The organism is Brevibacterium sp. FAM 24630 (assembly GCF_049804075.1).
Lineage (GTDB): Bacteria > Actinomycetota > Actinomycetes > Actinomycetales > Brevibacteriaceae > Brevibacterium.
The window spans coordinates 1-23,642 of sequence record NZ_JBNBZD010000010.1; the positions used below are offsets into that span (position 1 = coordinate 1).

Consider the following 23,642-nt stretch of genomic DNA (forward strand, 5'->3'; position numbering starts at 1 on the left):
CGTGTTCAACAGCCACGCCGTCGTGTCCTTACACAGCGATCGTGTCGCGTTTCTCAATCAGCGGTCGAGCCGTTGCGGGATGCGAGGTGGCCAATCTCCTTCGACCATGCATCAAGCGGGTAACACCATGACAGCCATGCCCCGCATCCCCGGAGTGGTCGGAAACTTACCACTGCTCCCAATCCACATATAAGAAAGGTAAGGACACCATGTTCCGCCAGTTCGGCAGCCGACTCATCCTGCTCATGCTCGCGCTCATCCCTGCCCCACCTCCTCGCCGTGAGGGCCCCACCATCACCGAGGCGGCCGACCGGGACATCGACCCCGACCTCATAGCCGATGTCGACCCGCCCGATCGTGGGGATGTGCCCGGGTGGGTGCTCATCACCTTGATGACTGCTGGACTCGTGGTCGCCCTGTGGGCACTGGCCGGTGAGGCGTTCACCTCGATGTTCCAGGATGCGATGAACAAGGTCCGCGGGGCCGGGTGACCACGCGGTGGCCGAAGACGCTCTGACCGATGACGTCACCGATTCGGGTTCGGCAGTCGCCGAGTTCGCGCTGGTCGCCTCGCTGCTGGCGCTCATTCTTGCCGGTGCCCTGCAGATCGGGCTCGTCATCCATGTCCGCAACACGGTCATCGACTCCGCGATCGCCGGGGCCCGGCAGGCGAGCCTGGCCGATCAGAGCCCCCGCGACGGGAAACGGCTGACGAGCGATCTCATCCGTGTGTCCGTCGGCGAGCGCTATGCGCAGAAGGTCACCGTCTCGACCTCACGACGAGGTGCGGTCGAGATCGTCGAGGTCCGGGTGCGGACACCGCTGCCCGTCCTCGGCCTGTGGGGACCGGCCGAAGTCTGGGATCTGCGTGGACGCTCCATCGTCGAGGACATCGACCGTGACTGAGCGCGAGCTGGAGGCACCCGAGGAGGTCGACGCGGTCGGTGGAGCTGAGGCTGTTGGCGGGGCTGACACGGGCACCGCCGTCATCGAGTTCATCTTCGCTTCGGTCGTTCTGCTCATTCCCGTCATCTACCTCATGCTCACCCTCTCTCAGCTGCAGGCCGCCAGCTATGCGACCACCTCGACGGCGATGTCCGCCTCCCGCATCGCCGCCCGCGACGCGAACCCGTCCGAAGCTCGGGCCCAGGAGGTGGCGAAGATGCACTTCGCGGACTTCGGGCTGCGCGATGCACCGACCTCCATCACCTACTCGTGCACCGGTCCCTGTGGACAGGCGGGTTCTCTCGTCACCGCACGTGTGGAGACGAAGGTGATCCTGCCCGGCTTCCCGCTGCTCTTCGGCTCCGCACATGCCCCACACATCACTCTGCGTGCCAACCACACTGACGTCGTCGCCGTCGGAGACCAGTGAGATGGCTGCGGACGGCTCCCATGAATCGGATTCCGGGTCGATCACGCCCTTGGCCATCGGCTTCGTCGTCATCGCGCTGCTGCTCGCTTTCCTCATCGCCGCCCTGACCGACCTGCACATGGCCAGGCGGGAGCTGCAGGGCCTGGCCGATTCTGCGGCATTGGCGGCGTCGGACTCGTTCGAACCCGCTCCCGGCGACGAGCCCGGGCTCGTGTTCTCACCTCGCGCGGCCGAACGGGCGGCCGGGCGCTACCTCAGCGCCGCCCCGACGCCGAAGGACATGCACGATCTGCGGTTGAGCGCCGACGCGGATGGGACGCATTCGGTGCGGATCCGGATCGAGGCCCGGTACTCCCCGGCTCTGCTCTCACCGTTCGTACCCGGACTCATCGACCTCCATGCCACGGCCTACGCGCGGGGTGCTCTCCGCCTGGATTGACGAGTCAGCCGTACGCCTCGTCACGGATGTCGAGTGGGCCCAGGGAGCCGGCTGCCAGGTCGGAGAGCGGGCTGTCGGACCCGGAGTACCCGACCGACTCCGACACCGATTCCTGTGGGCGGCGAACTCACTGGCACACCGCCGGCCTGCGGACGGCCGGGGCATATGCACAGGTCCTCTTCGACCTCTTGCCTCACCCGTTCGCCCCGAACAAGCTGTGGCCATGAGAACCCTGGGCCTCGTCCACCGCATCGAAACGAACGGAGCAGTCACAAGCGTGAGCGTCGAGGCCGACGCGGACAGTTCGGCTCTCGAGGTCTTCCGCTCCACCTTCGGCCCGGAGCTGCTGCCTGAGGGCCTTGAGACGGGCAACCGGTGCCCCGGTGGGAGTCTTGAGCGCATCAGTTGGGGGCGGTGGCTGAACCTCAATCCGATCACCGTCATCGGCGCGAATGCCCTGCGCACGGTCGACCGCAGCGTTGATCATCGTGCCGGGTCGCAGCCGGCCGTGGTGTCGGTCCTCGCCGGACCGGACTCGGGGTACGCGCTCGCCGTCGATCCGAGACGTCTCAGCCTGTCCCGGCTGCCGCATGAGCAGTCGCTGACTGTCATCGACCCGTGCATTTCGCGCGAGCCGCAGCTGCTGACGCTCGATGCCGCCGATGGTCAGGGAATCAGCCTTCTGGGAGCGACTGTCCTCGCTCCGAGTCCGGAGACGGACTCACGCCGCGGAATGGATCCGAATTCCGACTCCCCTTCCGCGTCATCGACGGCCGCACATGCTCCGCAGATCCGGTCCCCGCCGCAGGCACTGGCCGACGACGTCCACATCGCCCCGAAGACGGTCGACGATCCGCGCCCAGCCAGACCCCCGCAGTGGTGGACTTTCCTCATCCCGATCGGCATCGGGGTGGTGCTGGCCGCAGCCACCGGCATGTGGTGGTTCCTGCTGTTCAGCATCTCCGCCCCGATCTCCGGATACGTCGCCTACCTTGTGGAGAAGAAGCGTTTCACCCGCGATTGTCGACAATGCCGCCGGGACCGTGCCGCGGCGACCGCTGACGCGCGCAATCGGCTGGATGAACTCGTGGCGGCACACCGTCGCAGTGCTTTCACCGCACCGGGTCTGTGCTTGGGTTTCGGTCCGATCCTCAGCAGCCTCACCGTCGATGAACAGCTGCAGGCAGGAATCGACCACGTCGACGGACGCATCGTCCTCGACGCGATGCCGATCCGCATCGATCCACTGACCACGACCGTCACGGCCAGCGGAGATCCCGTCGTGATGCGCACCATGGCGTTCGCCTGGCTGTCCGATCGCCGCTATGCCTGGCGTCCCGGCCCCGAACTCGCTGAGCTGCCGGAACTGGCCGGCACAACTGTCTCCGCCGACTCCGCACAGACATCCAAGCTCCTCCTCGGCCGCGCCGGCCCCGATATCGACGACACCATCACCGTCCGCCTCGACGAGGGCACCGGCCGCGGCGTCCTGACGCTGTCGGGCCCACGCCCCGCTTCGGCGATCTCGCTGTCGGTGGGCACTCTCGCTCAAGCCCACACCACCTCCTCGACGGCACCCCACGGTCCGGTTCCCGGCAGGCCGCTGACCGCCACGCTCATGCCGGCTGCCCGGTTCGTCACCCTGGACCGCCGCCGCGATACGGGCCAGGGCTGTCAGCCCTGGCCCAGCCACGGTCTCGGCGAACTGTGCGACGACGCACCGGAGGCCATCACCGCGCGGTGGCGAGCCGGCCGGCCGGGACCGGTCATCATCGGCCGCGGTGCCGACGGGGAGGTCGGCATCGACCTGTTCGCCGACGGCCCCCACGCCCTTGTCGCGGGCACCACGGGCAGCGGAAAGTCGCTGCTCCTCCAGACCTGGCTGCTGTCGATGGCTTTGGCGCTGCCGCCTCGGCGATTGCGTTTCGTGCTCGTCGATTTCAAAGGCGGTGCCACCTTCGCCCCGCTGCAGGATCTGCCGCACACCGACAGCGTGCTCGACGATTTCGATTCGGGCCTCGCCTTCCGCGCGCTCGTGTCGATCCGTGCCGAGATCACCCGCAGGGAACGAATGCTGGCCGATCACGGATGCGCCGATATCGAGGAGCTCACCGACCCGCCGCCGCGCCTCGTCGTCGTCATCGATGAGTTCCACGCGCTGATGGCCACGCACCCGCGCGCCGCTGACCTGCTCGAACACCTCACCGCGCTCGGACGATCCCTCGGCGTCCATCTCATCCTCGCCACCCAGCGGCCCTTGGGCGTCGTGACCGGGCAGATGAAGGCGAACATCAACATCCGTGTGTGCCTGCGGGTCCGCGATGAGACCGATTCCTTCGACGTCATCGGCACCGAGGCCGCCGCCCTGCTGCCCGCGGACAAGCCCGGTGCCGCCTGCATCGACGATGGGATGAGCGTCTCTTCGTTCCGCGTTGCCGTTCCCTTCGGAACCGATTCCCGCACCGAGGCGGCTCTCCGTCCCCGGGTCAGGCCCTGGGTGCGGGGACCGATGCCGTCCGCAGCCGGTGGGGTTCGAGGCGTCAGTGTCGCGGACATCATCGCCGCGGCCGGTGACAGCAGGTTTCGTGCGGAGATGCGCCAGGTGGTGGTCCCACCGCTGCCCGATCCGGAAGAGATGGCCGGCGGGACGGAGCTCGGGGTCGCCTCGTCCGGTGTGCAGGGCGCGGCTGCTGCCACGGGGATCATCGATATTCCGGCCGAGCAGCGCCAGCAGCTGTGGACCTTCGACCCGGATGTGGACGGGTCGACGATCCTCACCGGAGGAGACCCTGCGGTCGTGGATTCTGTGCTCATGTCGATGGCCCGGGCTGCCGGACCGAAACGGCGCATCATCGCTTTGGGCCGGATCGCCGGTGCACTCGAAGGGGCCGAGATCACCTGCGGAATGAACGCAGGGTGGAGAATCCAGGCGGTGCTCGACCATCTCGCCACGGGGGCAGAGACACCACCGGACTCGGATGCACGAACTGGTCCGCACGCGCGAGTCGGCCGACAACCTCCGAGTCTGCTGGTCTGCGGCAACTGGGCCGAACTCGTCGACTCGCTCGACCACTATTGGGCCGAGCGCATCGAACGATTGGTCGGTCACGGCGCCGCTTTCGGTCTTGATCTTCTGCTTGCCGGCTGCCGGACTATGACGGGCAGGAACTCACGGTTCGCCACTCAGATCATCTTCCCGCCGGAGGCCGGTCAGGACGGGACGAACTTCGGCCTCAGCCGGCAGCGGTTCGCAGGCACCTGGCCGGGTTTCCGAGCCGTCATCCGAGGACCCCGGGTGCAGGCTTGCGGAGGGGAGGGAGCCGATGTGCAGCTCGTTCCCGCTGACATAGCGAGGAGCCATCGGTCCCCTGCACTCGGCGAACCGACCGACAGCGGCGGTTTCGCACCGCGTTGGCGAGGTCTGGCAGACCCGGCGGGAACCGCACTGGCGCCGACACCGCACGGCCTCGTCGGTGCGGGGACGAATGATGCAGGTCCCGGCGCAGGGATGACCGGTGCTTTCACTGGGCCGGACCGCATTCCCATCGGCGTCGATGCCTTCGGTGAGCTCGTCACGTGGGACCCGCTGCGAGACGGGTCCGTGCTCACGGTTCGCGGCTCACCGCAGAGCGGCAAGACCGAGCTCGCGGCCCATTTGAGCCGTCTGGCCGCGGTGGCCGTCCACGATGATGCCCACCGGGAGTCCGAACCGGTCGAATGGGATCCGCTCGACGGACGATTCCATGTGCTTACCGTGCCGACACGGTTCACTCCCGCCTATGGTTCCCCTCTGGCCAAGGCACAGAATCTCGGACCTCTGCTCGTGCTCGGGGTGCATACGCGACAGGATCTCACCGGCCTCGGACTGCTGCGCCGGGCCCCGCTCGATGGGCTGCCGGGAACGGGCTGGTTCGTCACCGAGGTTCAGGCCCGTGCCATCCGTCTGTTCACTGTCGACGAAGGGCGGAGGATGTTTCGGCTCAAGGCGGGCCGGTGCACAGTCGGCGCCGATCAGCTCCCGTCGGCAGGAGACCCCGAAAGCGTCTCATAACGGTAGAGCTCGGTGGCCGTACCCGATGCGAGCAGACTGTCGGCGAGCGCCGAGATCACGGGCATTCCGCTCGTGACTTCGATGACGACATCGGCGTCGACGGACAGTCGGGCCAACAGCAGTTCGGCATCGGCGACGGCTGCGGCGAAGTCCTCACCGGCTGCGTCGGCCGCATCCTCGCGGGTTTCGAACATCGACCCGAGGATGAGCTCGGTCGGAGCCTCCTCCACGGACTGGTCGACGACGGCCGACTCGGCTCGGTCGGCACCCGAATGTCCCGCACCGGTTTCGCCCGCGGCCGGCAGAGTTCCGGCGGTCTCATCGGCCTCCCGCGCATAGGACACGGCGAAGGCGCTGAGCCCGTCCGCCTCGGCGGTCCCGGCTGCACCGTTCAGCAGGGCCGCACCGTGGGCACCGGCGGCTTCGGAGAGGAACGCATTGTTGACCTGTCCGATGGTCAGCGGACCGACGGCATCGTCACGGTTGACCGCGGTGTACCAGGCGAGGAACGCCTTCGTCAGCTTCACCGAACCGGTCGCGACGATCTCGAGATCCTCGGCACGCCCGCCCCCGGCCGGCGGCAGAGCACCGGCGGGAACCTTGATGACACGGGTCGTCGTCAGCGGGGTGAACCCGAGTGCCTGAGCGAAACGCTCCCCCGCGCTGCCGGCCTGCACACGAGCTCGCAGGTCGAGTCCCTCGATCGCGGTTCCCCGCGTTTCGGCGCACACGGCGTCGAAGAGTTCACGACCCTGCCCATGGCCCCGCTCCTCGGCAGCCACCTCGACGTGCACCCACGCGCGGTGGGGGTGAAGCGGGGACTCCGCGATCGCGGCGGCACCGACGGGGACGTCGGGGACCACCTCGGCGATGACGGAGCGGATCAGCGGAGAATCCGAGGACGGACGGAACAGTGACCGGGCCATATGACCGGCCGGAGTGGTCGCATCCGCGAACACCTCGTTCAGGCGCAGATCGTCGCCGTCGCTCAGCTCTCGAATCGGCATGTGCTCGCTCCTTGGGCGGTGGGGAACTTGATAATCTTGGCGTCATGACTGACTTAAGCGATCCTACCGCCGCCGCCCATGCCGCGGCCACGACCATCAACGCGAACGCGGGCATCGAATCCCACGACATCGCGCTCGTCCTCGGCTCCGGTTGGGGCGGGGCGGCCGACCTCCTCGGCGAAACCGTCGCCGAGATCTCGGCCGCCGAGGTCCCAGGATTCCACGCTCCTGCAGTCGAAGGGCACGGCGCGACCCTGCGCACCGTGCGCATCGAAGCCAGCGGCAAGCATGCGCTCGTGCTCGGCTCCCGCACGCACTACTACGAAGGCAAGGGTGTGCGCGCCGTCGCCCACGGTGTGCGCACCGCTGCCGCGGCCGGCTGCTCCAGCCTGGTGCTGACCAACGGCTGCGGCGGGCTCAACCGCAATTGGGCCGCCGGCACCCCGGTGCTCATCTCCGACCACATCAACCTCACCGGCACCTCCCCCATCGAGGGCGCGAACTTCGTCGACCTCACCGACCTCTACTCGCCGCGCATGCGCGGCATCGCCAAAGAGATCGACCCGACCCTCGATGAGGGCGTGTACGCGCAGTTCCGCGGACCTCACTATGAGACTCCCGCCGAGGTGCGCATGGCCGGGGTCCTCGGCGCCGACCTCGTGGGCATGTCGACGACGCTTGAGGCCATCGCCGCCCGGCAGGCCGGTCTCGAACTCATAGGCATCTCACTGGTGACGAACCTCGCCGCGGGCATCCAGGAGACCCCGCTGTCCCACGCCGAGGTCATCGAAGCCGGCGTCGCCGCTGCCCCGCGCATCTCGCAGCTGCTTGCCGACATCGTCGCGAAGCTCTGAGCCTGCGCTTTCGACGACGCAGCCTTCCCCACCCCCTCACCGCGAACTCGCAAAGGACCGAACATGACCCGCGTAGCCGATCGCTTCACGAATGGATTCGACGCCGAGGTGGTCCGCGCCTGGATCGCCGATGACCCCGATCCGCAGACAGCCACGACGTTGGAGCACATCCTCGCCGAGGCCGAAGCCGGGGACGTCGCCGCGACCGCCGACCTCGAGGACCGGTTCGCCGGCCCCCTCGCCTTCGGCACGGCCGGACTGCGCGGCGAGATCGCCGCGGGACCGAATCGGATGAATCGGGCGGTGGTCATCCGTGCCGCCGCCGGACTCGCTTCGTTCCTCTCAGACACCGTCGGGGAGGGTTTCCGCGTCGTCATCGGCTGCGATGCCCGGTACAAGTCTGCGGACTTCGCCGCCGATACCGCCGCTGTCATCACTGCTGCGGGCGGCACAGCCATCCAGCTTCCCGAACAGCTGCCGACTCCGCTGCTCGCCTTCGCTCTGTCCCACCTCGACGCCGATGCCGGTGTCATGGTCACCGCCAGTCACAATCCGCCGGCGGACAACGGCTATAAGGTCTATCTGGGCAGACGCCCGCTGCTCGCCATCGAACCCGATCAGGCTGCGGCCGAGGCAGGAGCCGGAGCACAGATCGTCAGTCCGGCCGATGCCCTCATCGCCGAGCAGATCGCGGCGGTCGATTCCGTCGCCTCGGTGCCGCGTGCCGAATCCGGCTGGGAACACCTCGGCGAGGAGATCGTCGAGACCTACCTGAGCCGCATCGATGCTTTGGGTGTGCGGGCGGAGTCCGACTTGTCGATCGTCCTCACCTCTCTGCACGGTGTCGGAGCCGGCGTCGCCGAGGCGGCACTGATGCGCACCGGCTTCACGAACCTCCATCCGGTGGCCTCCCAACAGGCACCGGATCCTGACTTCCCGACCGTGGCCTTCCCGAACCCCGAAGAGGCCGGTGCCCTCGACGAGTCCTACGAACTTGCTCGGGAGGTCGGTGCGGAACTCGTCATCGCCAACGATCCCGATGCCGACCGGTTCTCCGCGGCGATCCCGGATCCCTCTGCGGCGACCGGGTACCGGCAGCTGTCCGGCGACGAGGTGGGGCTCCTCCTCGGCGAGGATGCCGCCACCCGACTGGCAGCCGGGACGCACCATGCAGGGCAGGGAGCGGACTCGGCTGCGCCGGTGTTCGCGAATTCGATCGTGTCCTCTCGCGCGCTGGCCGCAGCGGCCGCCGGTCACGGTTTCGCGGCGGTGAACACGCTCACCGGCTTCAAGTGGATCTCTCGCGTCGCCGGTCTCGTCTTCGGTTATGAGGAAGCGCTGGGCTACTGCGTCGACCCGGCGGCGGTGCGCGACAAGGACGGAATCTCCGCGGCAGTGACCTTCGCGGCCCTGGCTTCGCGCCTCAAGGCGGACGGGTCGAGCATCGAGGCCGAGCTCGATCGGATCCGGGGGCGCGACGGCTTCTTCGCCACCGCCCCGCTGAGCTTCCGCCTCGACGACGTCTCCCTCATCGCCACGGCCATGGCCAAGCTGCGGGAGAACCCACCGACCACTCTGGCCGGCTCCCCCGTCGCCGAGGTCCATGATCTCTCGACCGGATACCAGGGACTGCCCCCGACCGACGGGATCCTGCTGCTCTCCGATTCGGGTTCCAGGGTCATCGTCCGCCCCTCCGGCACGGAACCGAAGCTCAAGTGCTACCTCGAGGTCGTGGCCGAGCCCACCGAACTCCAGGCAGCCACCGATGCCGATGCGCGTGCGGCCGCCAGCGCGGGAGTGCGACTGCCGGCCACCTCGGCGAGTGCCTCGCTCAAACCCGCACTGCGGGAACGTCTCACCTCGATCAGCACCGAACTCAAAACCTACTTCGGACTATGACCCAATTGCTACGTGACGGCGGCCCAGCAACCTCGATCCTTCTATGTCTTGTCAAGCGGATTGAGGAACGGTATCTAGCGCGTTGAGGATCCTGAAGATCCGGCGCGCTAGATACCGTTTGAGCTTGCGCCTGATTTCCTTCTTCGACTTCTTCGTCGGCTCCTCACCGTAGTGCTGGGCAACGTATTCTCGGGTTCGCTCGTCATGGACCATCCGGTTCATGATCACTGTGTGCAGGGCCCGGTTCAATTGCCGGTCCCCACCCCGGTTCAACCGGTGTCGGTGCGTGTTGCCCGACGACGCAGGAATCGGATTCACCCCGGCCAGGGCTGCGAATGCAGCCTCGTTACGGACCCGCCCCGAGTGGGACCATGCCGTGAAGCACACGGCGGCACTGAACGGGCCGATCCCGGGCTCGGCCAGCAAGGCAGCCGCCGGGCTGGCCTCGATGAGTTCGGTGAGTTTGTCGAGGTTGCTTGCCAACTCCTCATCGAGGTCAAGGACGCGTTTGGCCAATCGGATCGCCTCAGCTCGGACAGTGGACAGGCCGATGTCTTCTTTCCTGTCCCGCCATTTCGAGATCTCAACGAACTGATCGGCCGTTAACGGCTTGCGTGCATCGAGCCCCAGGTCGTTGGTGCGCACCAGCGCGGTCAAGGCGTTGATCGAACGGGTGCGTTCGGTGCTCATCGCGTCCCGGGCCGCCAACAGGACACGTAATGCCTGACGTATCCCTTCGCCCTGGCGCGGCCACCGCAACTGGTCGGCATCCAACGGCAATACGGATGCCGCGATTCGGCGGGAATCGAGCTCGTCGCTCTTACCCACCCCGTGGCGGGCTTTGGCATCCATACGAGCGGCCTCGACGACGGGATACCCGGTCGCGGCGATGTGCCCGGTCAGCACCGCCCCGTACGAAGCAGCACCTTCAACGACCCAGAGCGTGTCGAGGTCACCGTCGGTGCGCCGGCCAACCCAGTTCATTGCTCGTTTAATGCCCGCCGAAGTGGTTGGGAAGGTGCCGGTGTCGATGAGGGCACCGGTGCTGGTGATGATCGTGTAGACGTGGTTTCTGGCGTGTGTATCGACGCCGATGAAGAAACTGTACAAGTGCGCGACAATGGACATAGCGGTTCGAAGCTCCCTGTTTGACCGATAGGTTGTACGGCCGCTTGCGGCCGGTACCGGTCCGGGTAGGAATCACTTCGGAACAACACTGTGATGAGTCACGCCCCCGGTCTTTTGGGGGTGGACAGCCTTCTGATCAAGTTACCGATGTGGGCCGAGCTGGTGCCGGCCGCACCATCCATGTGATCGGACAAATCGAGGTCACGACACCACTGTGTGGGTCAGCGCGAGGTGGAGTCACGATCACAGGATGGAGAGGCCAACACCTACTCTGCCAGCCAGTCCCAGACCAGCCACTGTCAATACTCACAGCGCGAGGTTGCTGGGCCGCCGTCGGGTAGCAATTAGAGGGAGTTGAGGATTGCGGCGGAGCCGGAGAGGCCGAGGCGGGAGGCGCCGGCGGCGATCATCTCTTCGGCGGCTTCGACGGTGCGGATCCCGCCGGAGGCCTTGACGCCGAGGCGGTCACCGACGGTTTCGCGCATGAGCGCCACAGCGTGAGCGCTGGCACCACCTGCTGGGTGGAAGCCGGTGGAGGTCTTGACGAAGCCGGCCCCGGCGGCCTCGGCACGGCGGCAGACCTCGACGATCTGCTCATCGGTCAGCGCCGCCGATTCGATGATGACTTTGACCAGGGAGTCTCCGCTGGCCTCGACGACTCCGCGGATATCGGCCTCGACGGCATCGAAGTCACCGGCGATGGCCTGACCGATGTTGATGACCATGTCGACCTCGGCGGCACCGTCGGCAACGGCACGGGCGGCCTCGGCGACCTTGATCTCGGCCTTGACCTGCCCAGACGGGAACCCGACGACGGTCGCGACGACGAGCTCACCGGGGTCGGTGACCGGCAGCATCGACGGGGACACGCAGATGGCCAGCACGCCGAGCTCCTTCGCCTCGGCGACAAGCGCCTCGACATCGGCGGGGGTGGCTTCAGGCTTGAGCAGGGTGTGGTCGATGATCGCGGCAACGTCCGAACGGCTGGTCATGGGTTCCTCCAAGATGATTGGTGCAGGGTCTTCAGTGGCTTCGAATGCGCTGGTTCCAGAGTAGCGAGGCCGGGGCCCGCACAGAACCGACGCTGAAGTGGTCTTCGACTCAGGTGATCTTCTCGAACACGATCGATTCCGGCACCGAGGCGGCGTCCCCACCGATCTCGACCGCTTCGTCCAGCGATTCGATCGCCCGAGAGAAACGTTCCGGAGTCGCCGTGTGCAGGGTCATGAGCGGCTGACCGGCGGTGACACTGTCACCGGGTTTGGCGTGGAGTTCGATACCCGCGACGTCCTGAACCGGATCCTCCTTGCGGGCGCGCCCAGCACCGAGCCTCCACGAGGCGACTCCCACCGACAGTGCGTCGAGCTTCGTGAGCACCCCGGACTCAGTCGCGGGAACGACCTCGGTGTGCTCGGCGACCGGAAGCGGTGCCTCGGGGTCGCCGTGCTGTGCCCGGATCATCCGCTTCCAGACGTCCATCGCCCGCCCGTCAGACAGTGCCGCGCGCACGTCGACATCGGTCTTGCCGGCCAGGCGCAGCATCTCCTCGGCCAGTGCAACGGTGAGGTCGACGACGTCGGCCGGCCCACCGCCGGCGAGCACCTCGACGGATTCGCGCACCTCGAGAGCATTGCCGACGGTCAGACCCAGAGGTGTCGACATGTCGGTGAGCAGCGCCGAGGTGTTCACCCCTGCGGCCCTGCCGAGGTCGACCATCGTCTGCGCGAGTGTCCGAGCCTTGGTCAGATCCTTCATGAACGCCCCGGAGCCGACCTTGACGTCGAGGACGAGGCCGGAGGTGCCCTCGGCGATCTTCTTCGACATGATCGACGAGGCGATGAGCGGGATGCAGTCGACCGTCGAGGTGGTGTCGCGCAGGGCGTAGAGCTTCTTGTCCGCCGGTGCCAGGCCGGTGCCGGCGGCGCAGATGACCGCGCCGATGTCCTCGAGCTGGTCGACGATCGCCGCGTTGCTCAGCCCCGCCTGCCAGCCCGGAATGGACTCGAGCTTGTCCAAGGTCCCGCCGGTGTGGCCGAGTCCGCGTCCGGACAGCTGCGGGACGGCGACGTCGAAGACCGCCACCAGCGGAGCCAGGGGCAACGTGATCTTGTCACCGACTCCCCCGGTCGAATGCTTGTCCGAGGTGGGCCGCGTCAGGGACGAGAAGTCCATCCGCTCACCGGAGGCGATCATCGCCTGCGTCCAGTTCGCGATCTCGACCGGTTCCATATCGTTGATGAAGATCGCCATGGCCAGCGCGGCCATCTGCTCCTCGGCGACGACGCCGCGGGTGTAGGCGTCGATCACCCAGTCGATCTGCTCCTTGCTCAGAGCCTGGCCATCGCGCTTGGCGGCGATGACGTCGACGGTGTCGAATGCCTCTACAGTCACGGTCTCAGTCCTTCGTTGTCATCGCACCGGCAGGTGATTCCCGCATCGGCGGGCCACCTCGGTGAGGGTGTCAGTGTTTCGCGTTGTGGTCGGTCCGGCCCGCGCTCAAGTGGTCGGGCCCGAACGCTTCGGGCAGGACCACGGACAGCGGGGACCGTCCGCTGGGCATGTTGAGGATGAGTTCATTGCCGCCGTGTTCGAACAGCAGCTGCCGGCAGCGTCCGCAGGGGACGAGGGTGTTGCCGTCTCCGTCGACGCAGTCGAAGGCGACGAGGCGGCCCCCGCCGGACATGAGCAGGTCGGAGATGAGCGAGCATTCGGCGCAGAGGGTGACGCCGAAGGAGGCGTTCTCGATATTGCAGCCGCCGACGATGCGCCCGTCGTCGACGAGTCCGGCCGCGCCCACGGGGAAGGACGAGTACGGCACATAGGCCTTCGTCATCGCCCGGTTCGCTTCGGCTCGCAGCAGCTCCCAGGTGCCTTCGCTGAGGTCATCGGGGCAGACCGGGGTGGGTTCCTCGCTCCAGGCCTGTTCGGGAGCATCGGATTCGGGGACAGCCATGGGGATACTTCTTCCTGCAGAGTGCGACTGTTGGGTTCTCGAGGGGTGGTGCGATCGCGTCGCCGAGGATGGACTCACTTCACGTAGGGCACACCCTCCGCCGCGGGCGGGCGGACCCGACCGACGAAGCCGGCGACCGCGAAGACGGTGACGATGTAGGGCAGCATGAGCAGCAGTTCGTTGGCCACCGGGGTGCCGATCGACTGCAGCGTATTGCCGAGGCTTTTGGAGAAGCCGAACAGCAGCGCGGCGAACAGGGCACCCTTCGGGTTCCATTTGCCGAGGATCATCGCCGCCAGAGCGATATAGCCCTGCCCGGCCGACATCTCTTTGCCGAAGGCCAGTCCGGAGCCGACGGTGAAGAAGGCGCCGCCGAGTCCGGCGATGGCACCGGCGAGCAGCGTGTTGCGCACGCGGGTGAAGTTGACCTTGATGCCCACGGTGTCCGCGGCCTTCGGGTGCTCGCCGACGGCCCGCATCCGCAGACCCCACTTCGAGCGGAAGACGAAGATCTGCAGAGCGATGACGACGACGTACATGATGTAGACGAGGATGTTCTGATCGAACAGCACCCGTCCGAGCACCGGAATATCCGACAGCAGCGGGATCGGCAGGTTCGGCAGCTTCTGGCGGGCGTTCCACAGCTCGGGGTCCTGAGTGAGGACGGTCGAGTAGAGGAAGCTCGTGACACCGACGACGAGCACGTTGAGGACCACGCCGATGATGATCTGGTTGACCCAGTACTTCACCGCGAAGAAAGTGAGGATCACGGCGACGAGGGCACCGGCGATCGGGGCCGCGAGCAGACCCGCGTACGGGTTCTTCACCACCGAGGCGACGACCGCGGCGAGGAAGGCACCGGCCAGCAGCTGTCCTTCGATGGCGATGTTGATGATGCCCGAACGCTCGCCGACGAGACCGCACATGGCGCCGAAGATCAGCGGCACCGACAGGGCCAGGGCACCGGCGAGCAGCGTCGTCAGCGGGATCACTCCGCCGGATCCGCCGCCTGCCCAGGCGAGGAAGGACACGACGAAGAGGATGCCGAAGAGCATCGGGAACCAGGATCCGATGTCGAGACGCTTGACGCTCAAGTAGATCGACACGGCGGCCATGATGACGAGCAGGATGCCCAGTGCCAGTCCCGCCACGGTCGAGGACACGACGAAGTCAGGGATCGCGAAGAAGTCTCCGCCGCTGGCGAAGCGGAAGGTCGTCTCCCCGTCACGGCCGATGAGGCCGAAGAAGACGAACGAGACCAGAGCCAGGATCGAGTAGACGATCGGGAACTTCCAGGCGATCGGCGCGAGCGCCTTGACCTGGGATGAAGGTGTGGTTTCCACGGTCTGAGCAGTCATCTCAGTCCTCCTTCCGCTTGAGCACCGGTGTGGGCAGCCGGAAGATCGACCTCACCAGGGGCGGGGCCGCGATGAGCAGCACGATGACGGACTGGACGACGAGGACGATGTCGATCGGCGTTCCCGTCTGCGACTGCATGAGGTAACCGCCGGCCTTGAACGCACCGAAGAGCAGACCAGCGAGGAACGTGCCCAAGGGCTTCGAGCGTCCCAGCAGAGCCACGGTGATCGCGTCGAAGCCGATCGAACCGCTGATGCCGCCGGTGAGTTTGTATTCGGTGCCGAGCACCTGTGCCGCGCCGCCGAGTCCGGCGAGGGCACCGGCGACGATCATGACGATGATCGTCACCTTCGACACGGAGATGCCGGCGGTGCGGGCCGCATGCGGGTTCGCACCGACGGCTTTGAATTCGAAACCGATGGTCGACCGGTCGAGCAGCCACCACACGAAGATCGTGGCGAGGATCGCGATGATGAAGCCGAAGTGGAGGCGGAACGGTGCCGGCAGGAGCAGGAACATCTGCGAGGAGTCGTCGATGACGCGTGACTGCGGGTTCGCCGATGTCGTGTGCGTGAACCAGTTCTGCTTGAGCAGGTAGCCCAGCGCATAACCGGCGATCGAGTTGAGCATGATCGTCACGATCACTTCGTTGGCTCCGGTCCGTGCCTTGAGCACACCGGCGATGCCGGCCCAGATCGCGCCGCCGATGATGCCGCCGAGGACGGCGACGAGCATGTGCACGACCGGAGGCAGCGGAAGCGCGTAGCCGAGGAACCCGGCGATGGTCGCGCCGAGGATGACCTGGCCCTGACCGCCGATGTTGAACAGCCCGCAGCGGAAGGCCAGAGCGATGCCGAGACCGGTGAGGATGAGCGGGGTGCCCGAGACCATCGACTCGGTCAGCGGACGGATAGCCCGTTCGGCCGTCCGGGCGTCCCAGTCGAAGACCGCGCCGCGGAACAGGGCCGAATACGCGTTGCCGATGGTCGAGAAGAGAGTGGAGAAGAACTCGCCGGGGGCGGCGAAGAAGTTCTCGGCCGCCGCGACGACCTCCGCGTTGGACACGGCGATGAGGACACCGCCGAGCAGGAGGGCGAGCACGATCGCCAGCAGCGAGACCAGCCAGGACCCCGACAGGATCTCCTGGAGGAGAGTCTGCTGCTTGCCGTCCTCGGCCTCGCTCTCCGGCGGCGGTGCCGCAGAGGGGGCCGCCGGTGAGATATCAGTCGTCATTTGGTCTCCTCCGCCGAGGTGGTGGCTGAGTCGTCGTCCGCGGTTCCCGCTGCGGTGGCAGCGGTCCCCGCCTCATCGGTGGCGGCCTGCGCATGGTCAGAGCCATCGCTCGTCCCGGTGGTCGCGGCCAGCGCTTCGTCGGCAGGGACACCGGCCATCATCAGGCCCAGGGCCTCGCGGGAGGTGTCTGCGCCGACGACGCCGACAATGCGCCCGGAGTACATCACGGCGATGCGGTCGGCCAGCCCGTAGACCTCGTCGAGCTCGGTCGAGACGATGATGCAGGGGGTGCCGGAGTCGCGTTCGGCGATGACGCGCTTGTGCACGAACTCGATCGAACCGACATCGAGGCCGCGGGTGGGTTGGCTGGCGATGAAGAGCCGCAGTTCGCGGCCGAGCTCACGGGAGAGCACGACCTTCTGCTGGTTGCCTCCCGAGAGGGTCGAGATCGGGTCGACGACGCTGCCGAGGCGGATGTCGAATTCCTCGACCTTCTTCTTCGCCTCCGCGGTGATGGTCTTCGATCTGAGGTTGAGCCCCTTCGCATAGGGTTCACGGTCGTAGACGTCGAGGATCATGTTGTCGCGGATCGCGAATTCCGCGATGATGCCGTCGGTCGACCGATCCTCGGGCACGAATCCGATGCCGGCGCCGAGGCGGTCCTTGACGGATGCTCCGCCGAGGCTCTTCCCGTCGAGGGTGATCGTGCCCAGGCGCGGTTCGGTCAGACCGATGATCGTCTCAGCCAGTTCCGTCTGGCCGTTGCCCTGCACGCCCGCGACGGCGAGGATCTCGCCGCGGCGGACGTCGAATGACACATCGTCGACGACGACGTTCTCGGCCTTGTCGACGACGGTCAGGTTCCTGACCTGGAAGGTCGCATCACCGGGGTCGGCATCGTCCTTCTCGGTCGTCAGGGAGACGGCACGGCCGACCATCTGGCTGGCCAGCTCGGTCTCGGTCGAGTCCGGGGAGGCCTCGCCGACGATCTTGCCGCGACGGATGACCGTGATCGAGTCCGCGATCGCACGGACTTCGCGCAGCTTGTGGGTGATGAACACGATCGAGGTGCCCTGCTCCTTGAGCTGGCGCATGATCGAGATGAGCTCATCGGTCTCCTGCGGCGTGAGCACGGCTGTGGGCTCGTCGAGGATGAGGATCTCCGCGTCGCGGGACAGGGCCTTGATGATCTCGACCCGCTGCTGGGCGCCGACGGGCAGATCCTCGATGAGCGCATCGGGGTCGATGTTGAAATTGAAGCGGGAGGAGATCTCGGTGACCTTCTTCCTCGCCTCGGCGATGTCGAGGAGTCCCAGACTCTTCGTCGGCTCGTAGCCCAGCGCCACGGATTCGGCGACCGTGAAGACCGGCACGAGCATGAAGTGCTGGTGGACCATGCCGATGCCGGCGGCCACGGCGTCGCCGGGACCGGAGAACTTCACCGGTTCGTCGTCGATGAGGATGTCTCCCCCATCGGCGTCGTAGAGTCCGTAGAGGACGTTCATCATGGTGGATTTGCCGGCGCCGTTCTCACCCAGCAGGGCGTGGATCTCGCCCGGCTCGATGGTGAGATCGATGTGGTCATTGGCTACGAACGATCCGAACACCTTGGTCATCCCGCGAAGCTCGAGTTTCACTGCTCCCGGTTCTCCTCACAAATTTGAAAACTGCAGGGCCGAAGATCTCCGGCCCTGCAGTTTAACCGATGAGCTTACTTCGGCGTGCTCTCAGACTCGACCGTCAGGGAGCCGTCGATGATCTGCTTCTTGAGATCTTCGACCTTCTTCTTCACATCTTCAGGAACCTCGTCCTCGAAGTCGTGGAAGGGAGCGAGACCGACGCCTTCGTTCTCGAGGGTGCCGATGTAGGGCTCATTGGTGAAGTTATCCTCGGTGCCTTCCTTGATGGTGTCCTCGACCGCATTCGCGATCTCCTTGACCACCGAGGTGAGGATGATGTCGCCGTATTCGGTCGACTCGTAGCCGTCTGAGTCGACCCACACGAGCTTGACGTCGCCGGCATCCTTCGCGGCGGCGGCCGCTCCGAGGCCGACGGGGCCGGCGACGGGCATGATGACGTCGGCGCCCTGGGAGATGAGCTGCTTCGTCAGTTCCTGACCCTGGCCCTGGTTCTCGAAGTCACCGGAGAACGATCCGTCCTGCTTCTCCTTGTTCCAGCCGAGGAGCTTGACGTCCTTCTTGTTGTCTTCGTTGAACTTCTTCACACCATCGGCGAAGCCGTCCATGAAGATCGTCACCGACGGGATCTGGATGCCGCCGAAGGTGCCGACCTTGCCGGACTCGGAAGAGGCGGCAGCGACATAGCCGGCGAGGTACGCGGCCTCGGCGGTGTTGAAGACGACGGGCTTGGCGTTGTCGATGGTCACGGGCTTGCCGTCGGCGTCGGAGAACGTGGAGTCGATGAGCGCGAAGTTGAGGTCGGAGTTCGCCTCGGCGGCTTCCTGGATCGTGTCCTCGAGGAGGAATCCGACGCCGAAGGTGAGGTTGCAGCCGGCCTGGACCATGTTGTCGACGTTCGGCTTGAAGTCCGAGTCGCCCTGAGACTCTGCGTCCTTCTCCTCGATGCCGAGGTTCTTCACCGCGTTCTCCATGCCCTGCTTGCCGGACTGGTTGAACGACTGGTCGTCCCAGCCGCCCGAGTCAGAGACCATGCAGGCGAGGTAGTCGTCGGCGGAATCTCCGCCACCGCCGGAACCGCAGGCCGAGAGCACAAGGGCGGATGCGGCGATCATCGACACCGCTGAAGCGAGCTTCTTCACGTTTTCTCTTTTCTAGTCACAGACAGCGGACACGGTCGAGGCCCCTGGCTGCCCCTGCCGAAAATGTGAAACCACTGGACGATCTGTCATATTTTGGTGAGTTTCGGCCAGTCTAATGCACCGAAGACGTTTCGAACGGCTTGCTAGCACGTCGAACACGGACACCGATATGAAAACGCAATAATCGGTCACGGAACGCCGCTGCCGGTCCGGAATGCGAGCAGGATCGGCCTCGTGTTTGAGACGGGTACGGCGAGCGGCCCGAACAGCGAGGGCCGCATGGTGGGGCGGTCGGCGGCCCGCGGTGAATTAGGCTGGAGGACGATATGGCACATCTTCTCGGGGCCGAAGCCCTGCACCTCGAATACCCCACCCGCGTCGTCTTCGACTCCGTCACCCTCGGCGTCGAGTCCGGAGACATGATCGGCATCGTCGGCCGCAACGGCGACGGCAAGTCGAGCCTGCTCGGCATGCTCGCCGGCACCATCGAACCCGATGCCGGGCGGGTGACCTATCGCGGCGGGCTGCGCCTGGGCATGCTCGGGCAACGCGACGATCTCGATGATGAGGCGACCGTCGGCTTCTCCGTCGTCGGCGACGCCGCTGACCACGAATGGGCGGCGGACCCGAAGGCCCGGGACATCATCTCGGGCCTCATCTCCGACCTCGACTGGAATTCGACGATCGCCAGCCTCTCCGGCGGGCAGCGTCGCCGGGTGGCGCTGGCCGCCCTGCTCATCGGCGATTGGGACCTGCTCATCCTCGACGAACCCAACAATTCGATGGGTTGTTCGTTCCGGACACCTCGATTCTACCGTCGCGGCAGGGCGGCGTCACGCCCTAGTGCTCGTCGTCGGGCCTGTGGGAGGCGGTCTGGCGTGCCGTGTCGTACTGCGCTAGCCGGGAAGGGTGGTCGCTAATGGCTACACCTCTGCTGGGGGCCGAAGGGCTGCATTTGGAGTACCCGACGCGGGTGGTCTTCGACTCGCTCTCTGTTGGGATTGAGGAAGGCGACCGGATCGGGATCGTCGGCCGCAATGGTGACGGCAAGTCGAGTCTGCTGGGGATGCTCTCGGGGCAGATCGAGCCGCAGGCGGGTCGGGTCACCCGACGGGGCGGCGTGCGATTCGGGGTCCTGGGTCAGAGCGATGATCTGGCCCCGGAGGCTACAGTCGGGTACTCGATCGTCGGTGACGCGCCGGAGCATGAGTGGGCCAGCGATGCGCGCATCCGCGATGTGATCGGCGGGCTCGTGGCGGACATCTCCTGGGATGCTGTGATCGGCCGGCTCAGCGGCGGGCAGCGACGACGCGTGGCTCTCGCGGCCCTGCTGGTGGGTGACTATGAGCTCATCGCTCTCGACGAGCCTACGAACCATCTTGATGTGGAGGGCATCGCCTGGCTGGCCGAGCACATGAAGCGGCGCTGGCCCAAGAACTCCGGTGGGCTGCTGGTCATTACGCACGATCGCTGGTTCCTCGATGAGGTCTGCACCGAGACCTGGGAGGTGCACGACGGCATGGTCGAGCCGTTCGAGGGCGGCTACGCGGCGTACGTGCTCCAGCGGGTGGAGCGGGATCGAATGGCGGCTGCGGCCGAGAGCAAGCGGCAGAACCTGATGCGCAAGGAGTTGGCCTGGCTGCGCCGTGGTGCTCCAGCGCGGACGTCGAAGCCGAAGTTCCGGATCGACGCGGCCAACGAGCTGATCGCTGACGTGCCGCCGGTGCGCAATCCCATCGAGCTGCAGCGGGTCGCGGTCGCTCGGCTGGGCAAGCAGGTGGTGGACCTGGAGGACGTGAGCGTGAGTTTCGGGGGTCGGACGGTTCTCGATGAGGTGACCTGGCGTATCGCTCCGGGTGAGCGCACCGGCATCCTGGGCGCGAACGGTGCGGGCAAGTCCACGCTGCTCGGGCTGATCTGCGGCACTCTGGAGCCGACCGAGGGTCGGGTCAAGCGGGGTAAGACGGTGCAGGTCGGCATCCTCGATCAGCAGTTCTCCCAGCTCGCCGACATCGGCGGGGACCGGGTGCGCGAGGTGCTGGCCCGCACCAAGACGACGTTCCAGATCGACGGCAAGGACCTCACCCCGGCGCAGCTGCTGGAACGCCTGGGGTTCGCCCGCGAGCATCTGTCGGCGCGGGTCGATGACCTCTCCGGTGGGCAGAAGCGGCGACTGCAGCTGCTGATGCTGCTGCTCAGCGAGCCGAATCTGCTGCTCCTCGATGAGCCGACGAACGATGTTGACGCGGATATGCTCGCCGCGCTGGAGGACCTGCTGGACTCCTGGCCGGGCACGCTGATCGTGGTCTCCCACGACCGCTACCTGCTGGAGCGGGTCACCGACCAGCAGTACGCGATCCTCGATGGCGGGCTGCGGCATGTGCCCGGCGGGGTGGACGAGTATCTGCGGCTGCGAGCCGCACAGGAGCAGCAGGCCGTGACACCGTCGCCGATGAGCGCTCAGAGCAGCGAGGAGAAGACGGCGTCGTCGTCTTCGTCTTCGGAGTTGTCGGGTGCGGAGCGCCGGGCGGTGCAGAAGGAGATCGGTGCGATCGAGCGCCGGCTGGAGAAGCTGTCGGGAAGCATCGACCGTATCCACCAGCGTCTCGCCGACCACGATCAAAGCGACTACGAGGGCTTGCAAGGCCATACCGATGAGCTGCGCGAGGCGGAGGGCGAGGTCGCCGAGCTCGAAGAGCGGTGGCTGGAGCTGTCCGAATCGATCAGCTGACGGGCCAGGGCTCCCGCCCCGCAGACAGAGGTTCGCGCCTGCCGCTTCGTGAGCGACAGGCGCGAATGCTGATCCCGATGACCGGGGTGATCAGGCCTGCGGCGGTCTGTGCTCGTTTCCTGTTTCGGCGGGGGTGGGTTCTCGGTAGGTCTCGGGAACCTCTTCGGCGCGACGACTGGCTCGTGATTCTCCGATCTCCTGCAACGTGAGACGGATCAGCATCTCCGACAGCTTGTGCAGATCGGGTGGTTCGCGATGCACCGCCCTGATAGAGAAATGTCGTTCGTCGTACCGACGCTGCGAGGTCTTCTTCACGTACTTGCCCATCGTGCACTCCTACGCCGAGACCGTCGGTTCGGCGATAACGTGCTCCCGAGAGTTACGCTCCGTGCGCCGCTCGGTGTGCTCGTGGATGCGCACGCGGGCGAGCAGAACCAGGCTGACGGGGCCGATCCAGAGCAACTTGAGCGCCGACCAGATCGCGACCAGCACGATGAGGTTGAGCCAGCCCGGCTCGCCGTCACGGATGATGACGGTCAGTAGGCTCGCGGTGTAGAGGTAGGGGATCGCGAGCAGCATCGCCGGGATGCCCCACTTGAGGCCGCGACGGGTGCGGACCTTGTCGAGCACGATGTTGGTCGGCATCCGGCGGCGCATGAAGACGCGGATATGGATGCTGGCGAACCAGATGAGTCGGAACATGATGCCTCCAAGCACGTAACTGTGGTGAGGCAGTACGTGTGGAGTGTCCCGAAGGACGGCCCCAAAAAGGGGGCCTACATGGTGAGGGGCGAATCTGCCTCTGTGCTTCTCACTCTACGCCGCGCGTACGACGCGCGGTAGCCCCCGCGGGCCGTGCTCGGTCGCTGGCGGTGCACCTTGCCGGTGACCGTCTGGGAAGGGACACAGATCATGGCGAAGCTGGCAGAGCAGGCGAAGGGTGAGCGGCAGGCACGGATGATGCTGTCGATGATCGCCGAGCCTGACGACGCGGCCACCGGCCGCATCCTGCACCGACTCGGCGGGGTCGAGACGCTCCAGCTGCTCGAAGACGACCAGGCCGCGGTGCCGGAGATGAACCGCGCCGATGCGATCGCCTGGCGCAACCGCGTCGCCCCGCGCATTGAGGGCGACATCCCCGCACGAGTTGCGGAGGCGGAACGAGCCGGTATGTCCACGCTCATCCCGACCGATACGGACTGGCCGCACGCGCTCAACGACCTCGGCTCCCGCGCCCCGTACCTGCTGTGGACACGCGGGGCGACCTCCTTCCTCGCAGGCGCTCTCACGGATCGGGTCACGATGACCGGCTCCCGGGCGGCCAGCGAGTACGGCGTCCAGGTCGCCGGGCATCTCGCCGGAGACCTGGCCCAACAGGAGCGCACCATCGTCGCCGGCGGCGGCTACGGCAGAGACGCCGCAGCACACCGGTCGGCACTCGCCGGCGGTGGAGGCACGATCGCGGTACTGGCCGGCGGCATTGACCGTCCCTACCCGCGCGGGAACTCGGACCTGCTGGCCCGGATCGGCGATCTGGGGATGCTGGCCAGCGAGGCTCCTCCGGGGGCGACGCCGACCCGGTGGCGGTTCATGGCCCGCGCCCGTCTGCTGGGTGCGCTCTCGGGCGCGACGGTGATCCCAGAGGCAGGCTTCCGGTCGGGATCGCTGCTGGTGGCAACAGAAGCCCACCGGCATAGCCGCGCCGTCGGAGCGGTCCCCGGCCCGGTCACGTCGGCGGCGAGTGTGGGGCCGCATGAGCTCATCAAGCGCGGACGCGGTGAGATCATCACCGATACCGAGGTGCCCTTTACTCGGTTGATGGGTTGAGTGCAGC

General features: G+C 66.6%; 20 protein-coding genes and 1 pseudogene. 10 read left to right on the forward strand and 11 right to left on the reverse strand.

Annotated features, from left to right (window positions below; translation table 11 throughout):
- Window positions 1-293 precede the first annotated feature (293 nt).
- From ACPUD7_RS09240 to ACPUD7_RS09260, 5 genes are all read left to right on the forward strand, one after another.
- Window positions 294-491, forward strand: coding sequence for a hypothetical protein (locus tag ACPUD7_RS09240; RefSeq protein ID WP_425119782.1), 198 nt, complete (start codon window positions 294-296; stop codon window positions 489-491).
- Between the two features lie 7 nt (window positions 492-498).
- Window positions 499-906 carry a TadE/TadG family type IV pilus assembly protein gene (locus ACPUD7_RS09245; RefSeq protein WP_135541495.1) on the forward strand — a complete coding sequence of 136 codons (408 nt, stop codon included), beginning with the start codon at window positions 499-501 and terminating at the stop codon, window positions 904-906.
- Window positions 899-1,375 carry a hypothetical protein gene (locus ACPUD7_RS09250; RefSeq protein ID WP_425119732.1) on the forward strand — a complete coding sequence of 159 codons (477 nt, stop codon included), beginning with the start codon at window positions 899-901 and terminating at the stop codon, window positions 1,373-1,375. Before ACPUD7_RS09245 ends, ACPUD7_RS09250 begins: the two co-directional genes overlap by 8 nt.
- Window position 1,376: 1 nt before the next feature.
- Window positions 1,377-1,814, forward strand: coding sequence for a pilus assembly protein TadG-related protein (locus ACPUD7_RS09255; protein WP_167854465.1), 438 nt, complete (start codon window positions 1,377-1,379; stop codon window positions 1,812-1,814).
- 223 nt (window positions 1,815-2,037) lie between these two features.
- On the forward strand, window positions 2,038-5,865 hold the full coding sequence (locus ACPUD7_RS09260; RefSeq protein ID WP_425119733.1) for an FtsK/SpoIIIE domain-containing protein: 3,828 nt from the start codon (window positions 2,038-2,040) through the stop codon (window positions 5,863-5,865).
- On the opposite strand, the gene ACPUD7_RS09265 is transcribed toward ACPUD7_RS09260, so the two are convergent.
- Window positions 5,826-6,872: a GNAT family N-acetyltransferase gene (locus ACPUD7_RS09265; RefSeq protein WP_425119734.1), complete on the reverse strand. Its 1,047-nt coding sequence runs from the start codon at window positions 6,870-6,872 to the stop codon at window positions 5,826-5,828. The genes ACPUD7_RS09260 and ACPUD7_RS09265 overlap by 40 nt on opposite strands.
- 44 nt (window positions 6,873-6,916) lie before the next feature.
- On the opposite strand from ACPUD7_RS09265, the gene ACPUD7_RS09270 reads away from it, so the two are divergent.
- On the forward strand, window positions 6,917-7,726 hold the full coding sequence (locus ACPUD7_RS09270; RefSeq protein WP_425119735.1) for a purine-nucleoside phosphorylase: 810 nt from the start codon (window positions 6,917-6,919) through the stop codon (window positions 7,724-7,726).
- Between the two features lie 63 nt (window positions 7,727-7,789).
- Entirely contained in the window at window positions 7,790-9,625 is a 1,836-nt protein-coding gene (locus ACPUD7_RS09275; protein WP_425119736.1) for a phospho-sugar mutase, read from the forward strand.
- Between the two features lie 51 nt (window positions 9,626-9,676).
- Here the strand turns inward: ACPUD7_RS09275 and ACPUD7_RS09280 are convergent, their stop codons facing one another.
- The 8 genes from ACPUD7_RS09280 to ACPUD7_RS09315 all read right to left on the reverse strand — a co-directional run bounded on the left by ACPUD7_RS09280 (window position 9,677) and on the right by ACPUD7_RS09315 (window position 19,077).
- On the reverse strand, window positions 9,677-10,753 hold the full coding sequence (locus tag ACPUD7_RS09280) for an IS110 family transposase (protein WP_135541153.1): 1,077 nt from the start codon (window positions 10,751-10,753) through the stop codon (window positions 9,677-9,679).
- A gap of 344 nt (window positions 10,754-11,097) precedes the next feature.
- A complete protein-coding gene (gene deoC / locus ACPUD7_RS09285) occupies window positions 11,098-11,745 on the reverse strand; it encodes a deoxyribose-phosphate aldolase (protein WP_425119737.1) in 648 nt (215 codons plus the stop codon).
- Between the two features lie 109 nt (window positions 11,746-11,854).
- The gene (locus tag ACPUD7_RS09290) at window positions 11,855-13,144 is read right to left on the reverse strand and encodes a thymidine phosphorylase (RefSeq protein WP_425119738.1); all 1,290 of its coding nucleotides are present in this window, start codon (window positions 13,142-13,144) and stop codon (window positions 11,855-11,857) included.
- A 70-nt stretch (window positions 13,145-13,214) separates the two neighbouring features.
- Window positions 13,215-13,706: a cytidine deaminase gene (locus tag ACPUD7_RS09295; RefSeq protein WP_425119739.1), complete on the reverse strand. Its 492-nt coding sequence runs from the start codon at window positions 13,704-13,706 to the stop codon at window positions 13,215-13,217.
- 74 nt (window positions 13,707-13,780) lie between these two features.
- Window positions 13,781-15,064 carry an ABC transporter permease gene (locus ACPUD7_RS09300; protein WP_135541511.1) on the reverse strand — a complete coding sequence of 428 codons (1,284 nt, stop codon included), beginning with the start codon at window positions 15,062-15,064 and terminating at the stop codon, window positions 13,781-13,783.
- A gap of 1 nt (window position 15,065) precedes the next feature.
- Window positions 15,066-16,298, reverse strand: a complete 1,233-nt coding sequence (locus ACPUD7_RS09305; protein ID WP_135541513.1) for an ABC transporter permease — start codon at window positions 16,296-16,298, stop codon at window positions 15,066-15,068.
- Window positions 16,295-17,935, reverse strand: a complete 1,641-nt coding sequence (locus tag ACPUD7_RS09310) for an ABC transporter ATP-binding protein (protein WP_135541515.1) — start codon at window positions 17,933-17,935, stop codon at window positions 16,295-16,297. The genes ACPUD7_RS09305 and ACPUD7_RS09310 overlap by 4 nt, the downstream gene beginning before the upstream one ends.
- 74 nt (window positions 17,936-18,009) lie before the next feature.
- Window positions 18,010-19,077, reverse strand: coding sequence for a BMP family lipoprotein (locus ACPUD7_RS09315; RefSeq protein ID WP_240689994.1), 1,068 nt, complete (start codon window positions 19,075-19,077; stop codon window positions 18,010-18,012).
- Between the two features lie 326 nt (window positions 19,078-19,403).
- Here ACPUD7_RS09315 and ACPUD7_RS09320 point away from each other — a divergent pair.
- Window positions 19,404-19,862: pseudogene (locus ACPUD7_RS09320) on the forward strand (ATP-binding cassette domain-containing protein); the annotation flags it as partial.
- Window positions 19,863-19,996: 134 nt separating this feature from the next.
- Window positions 19,997-21,808, forward strand: a complete 1,812-nt coding sequence (locus ACPUD7_RS09325) for an ABC-F family ATP-binding cassette domain-containing protein (protein ID WP_135541517.1) — start codon at window positions 19,997-19,999, stop codon at window positions 21,806-21,808.
- A 90-nt stretch (window positions 21,809-21,898) separates the two neighbouring features.
- On the opposite strand, the gene ACPUD7_RS09330 is transcribed toward ACPUD7_RS09325, so the two are convergent.
- Together ACPUD7_RS09330 and ACPUD7_RS09335 are read right to left on the reverse strand one after the other, a co-directional pair.
- The gene (locus tag ACPUD7_RS09330) at window positions 21,899-22,135 is read right to left on the reverse strand and encodes a hypothetical protein (protein ID WP_135541519.1); all 237 of its coding nucleotides are present in this window, start codon (window positions 22,133-22,135) and stop codon (window positions 21,899-21,901) included.
- A 9-nt stretch (window positions 22,136-22,144) separates the two neighbouring features.
- Entirely contained in the window at window positions 22,145-22,510 is a 366-nt protein-coding gene (locus tag ACPUD7_RS09335) for a sulfate permease (RefSeq protein WP_135541521.1), read from the reverse strand.
- A 210-nt stretch (window positions 22,511-22,720) separates the two neighbouring features.
- Between ACPUD7_RS09335 and ACPUD7_RS09340 the strand changes: the two genes are divergently transcribed.
- On the forward strand, window positions 22,721-23,635 hold the full coding sequence (locus ACPUD7_RS09340; protein WP_240689996.1) for a DNA-processing protein DprA: 915 nt from the start codon (window positions 22,721-22,723) through the stop codon (window positions 23,633-23,635).
- The last annotated feature ends 7 nt before the right edge of the window (window positions 23,636-23,642 follow it).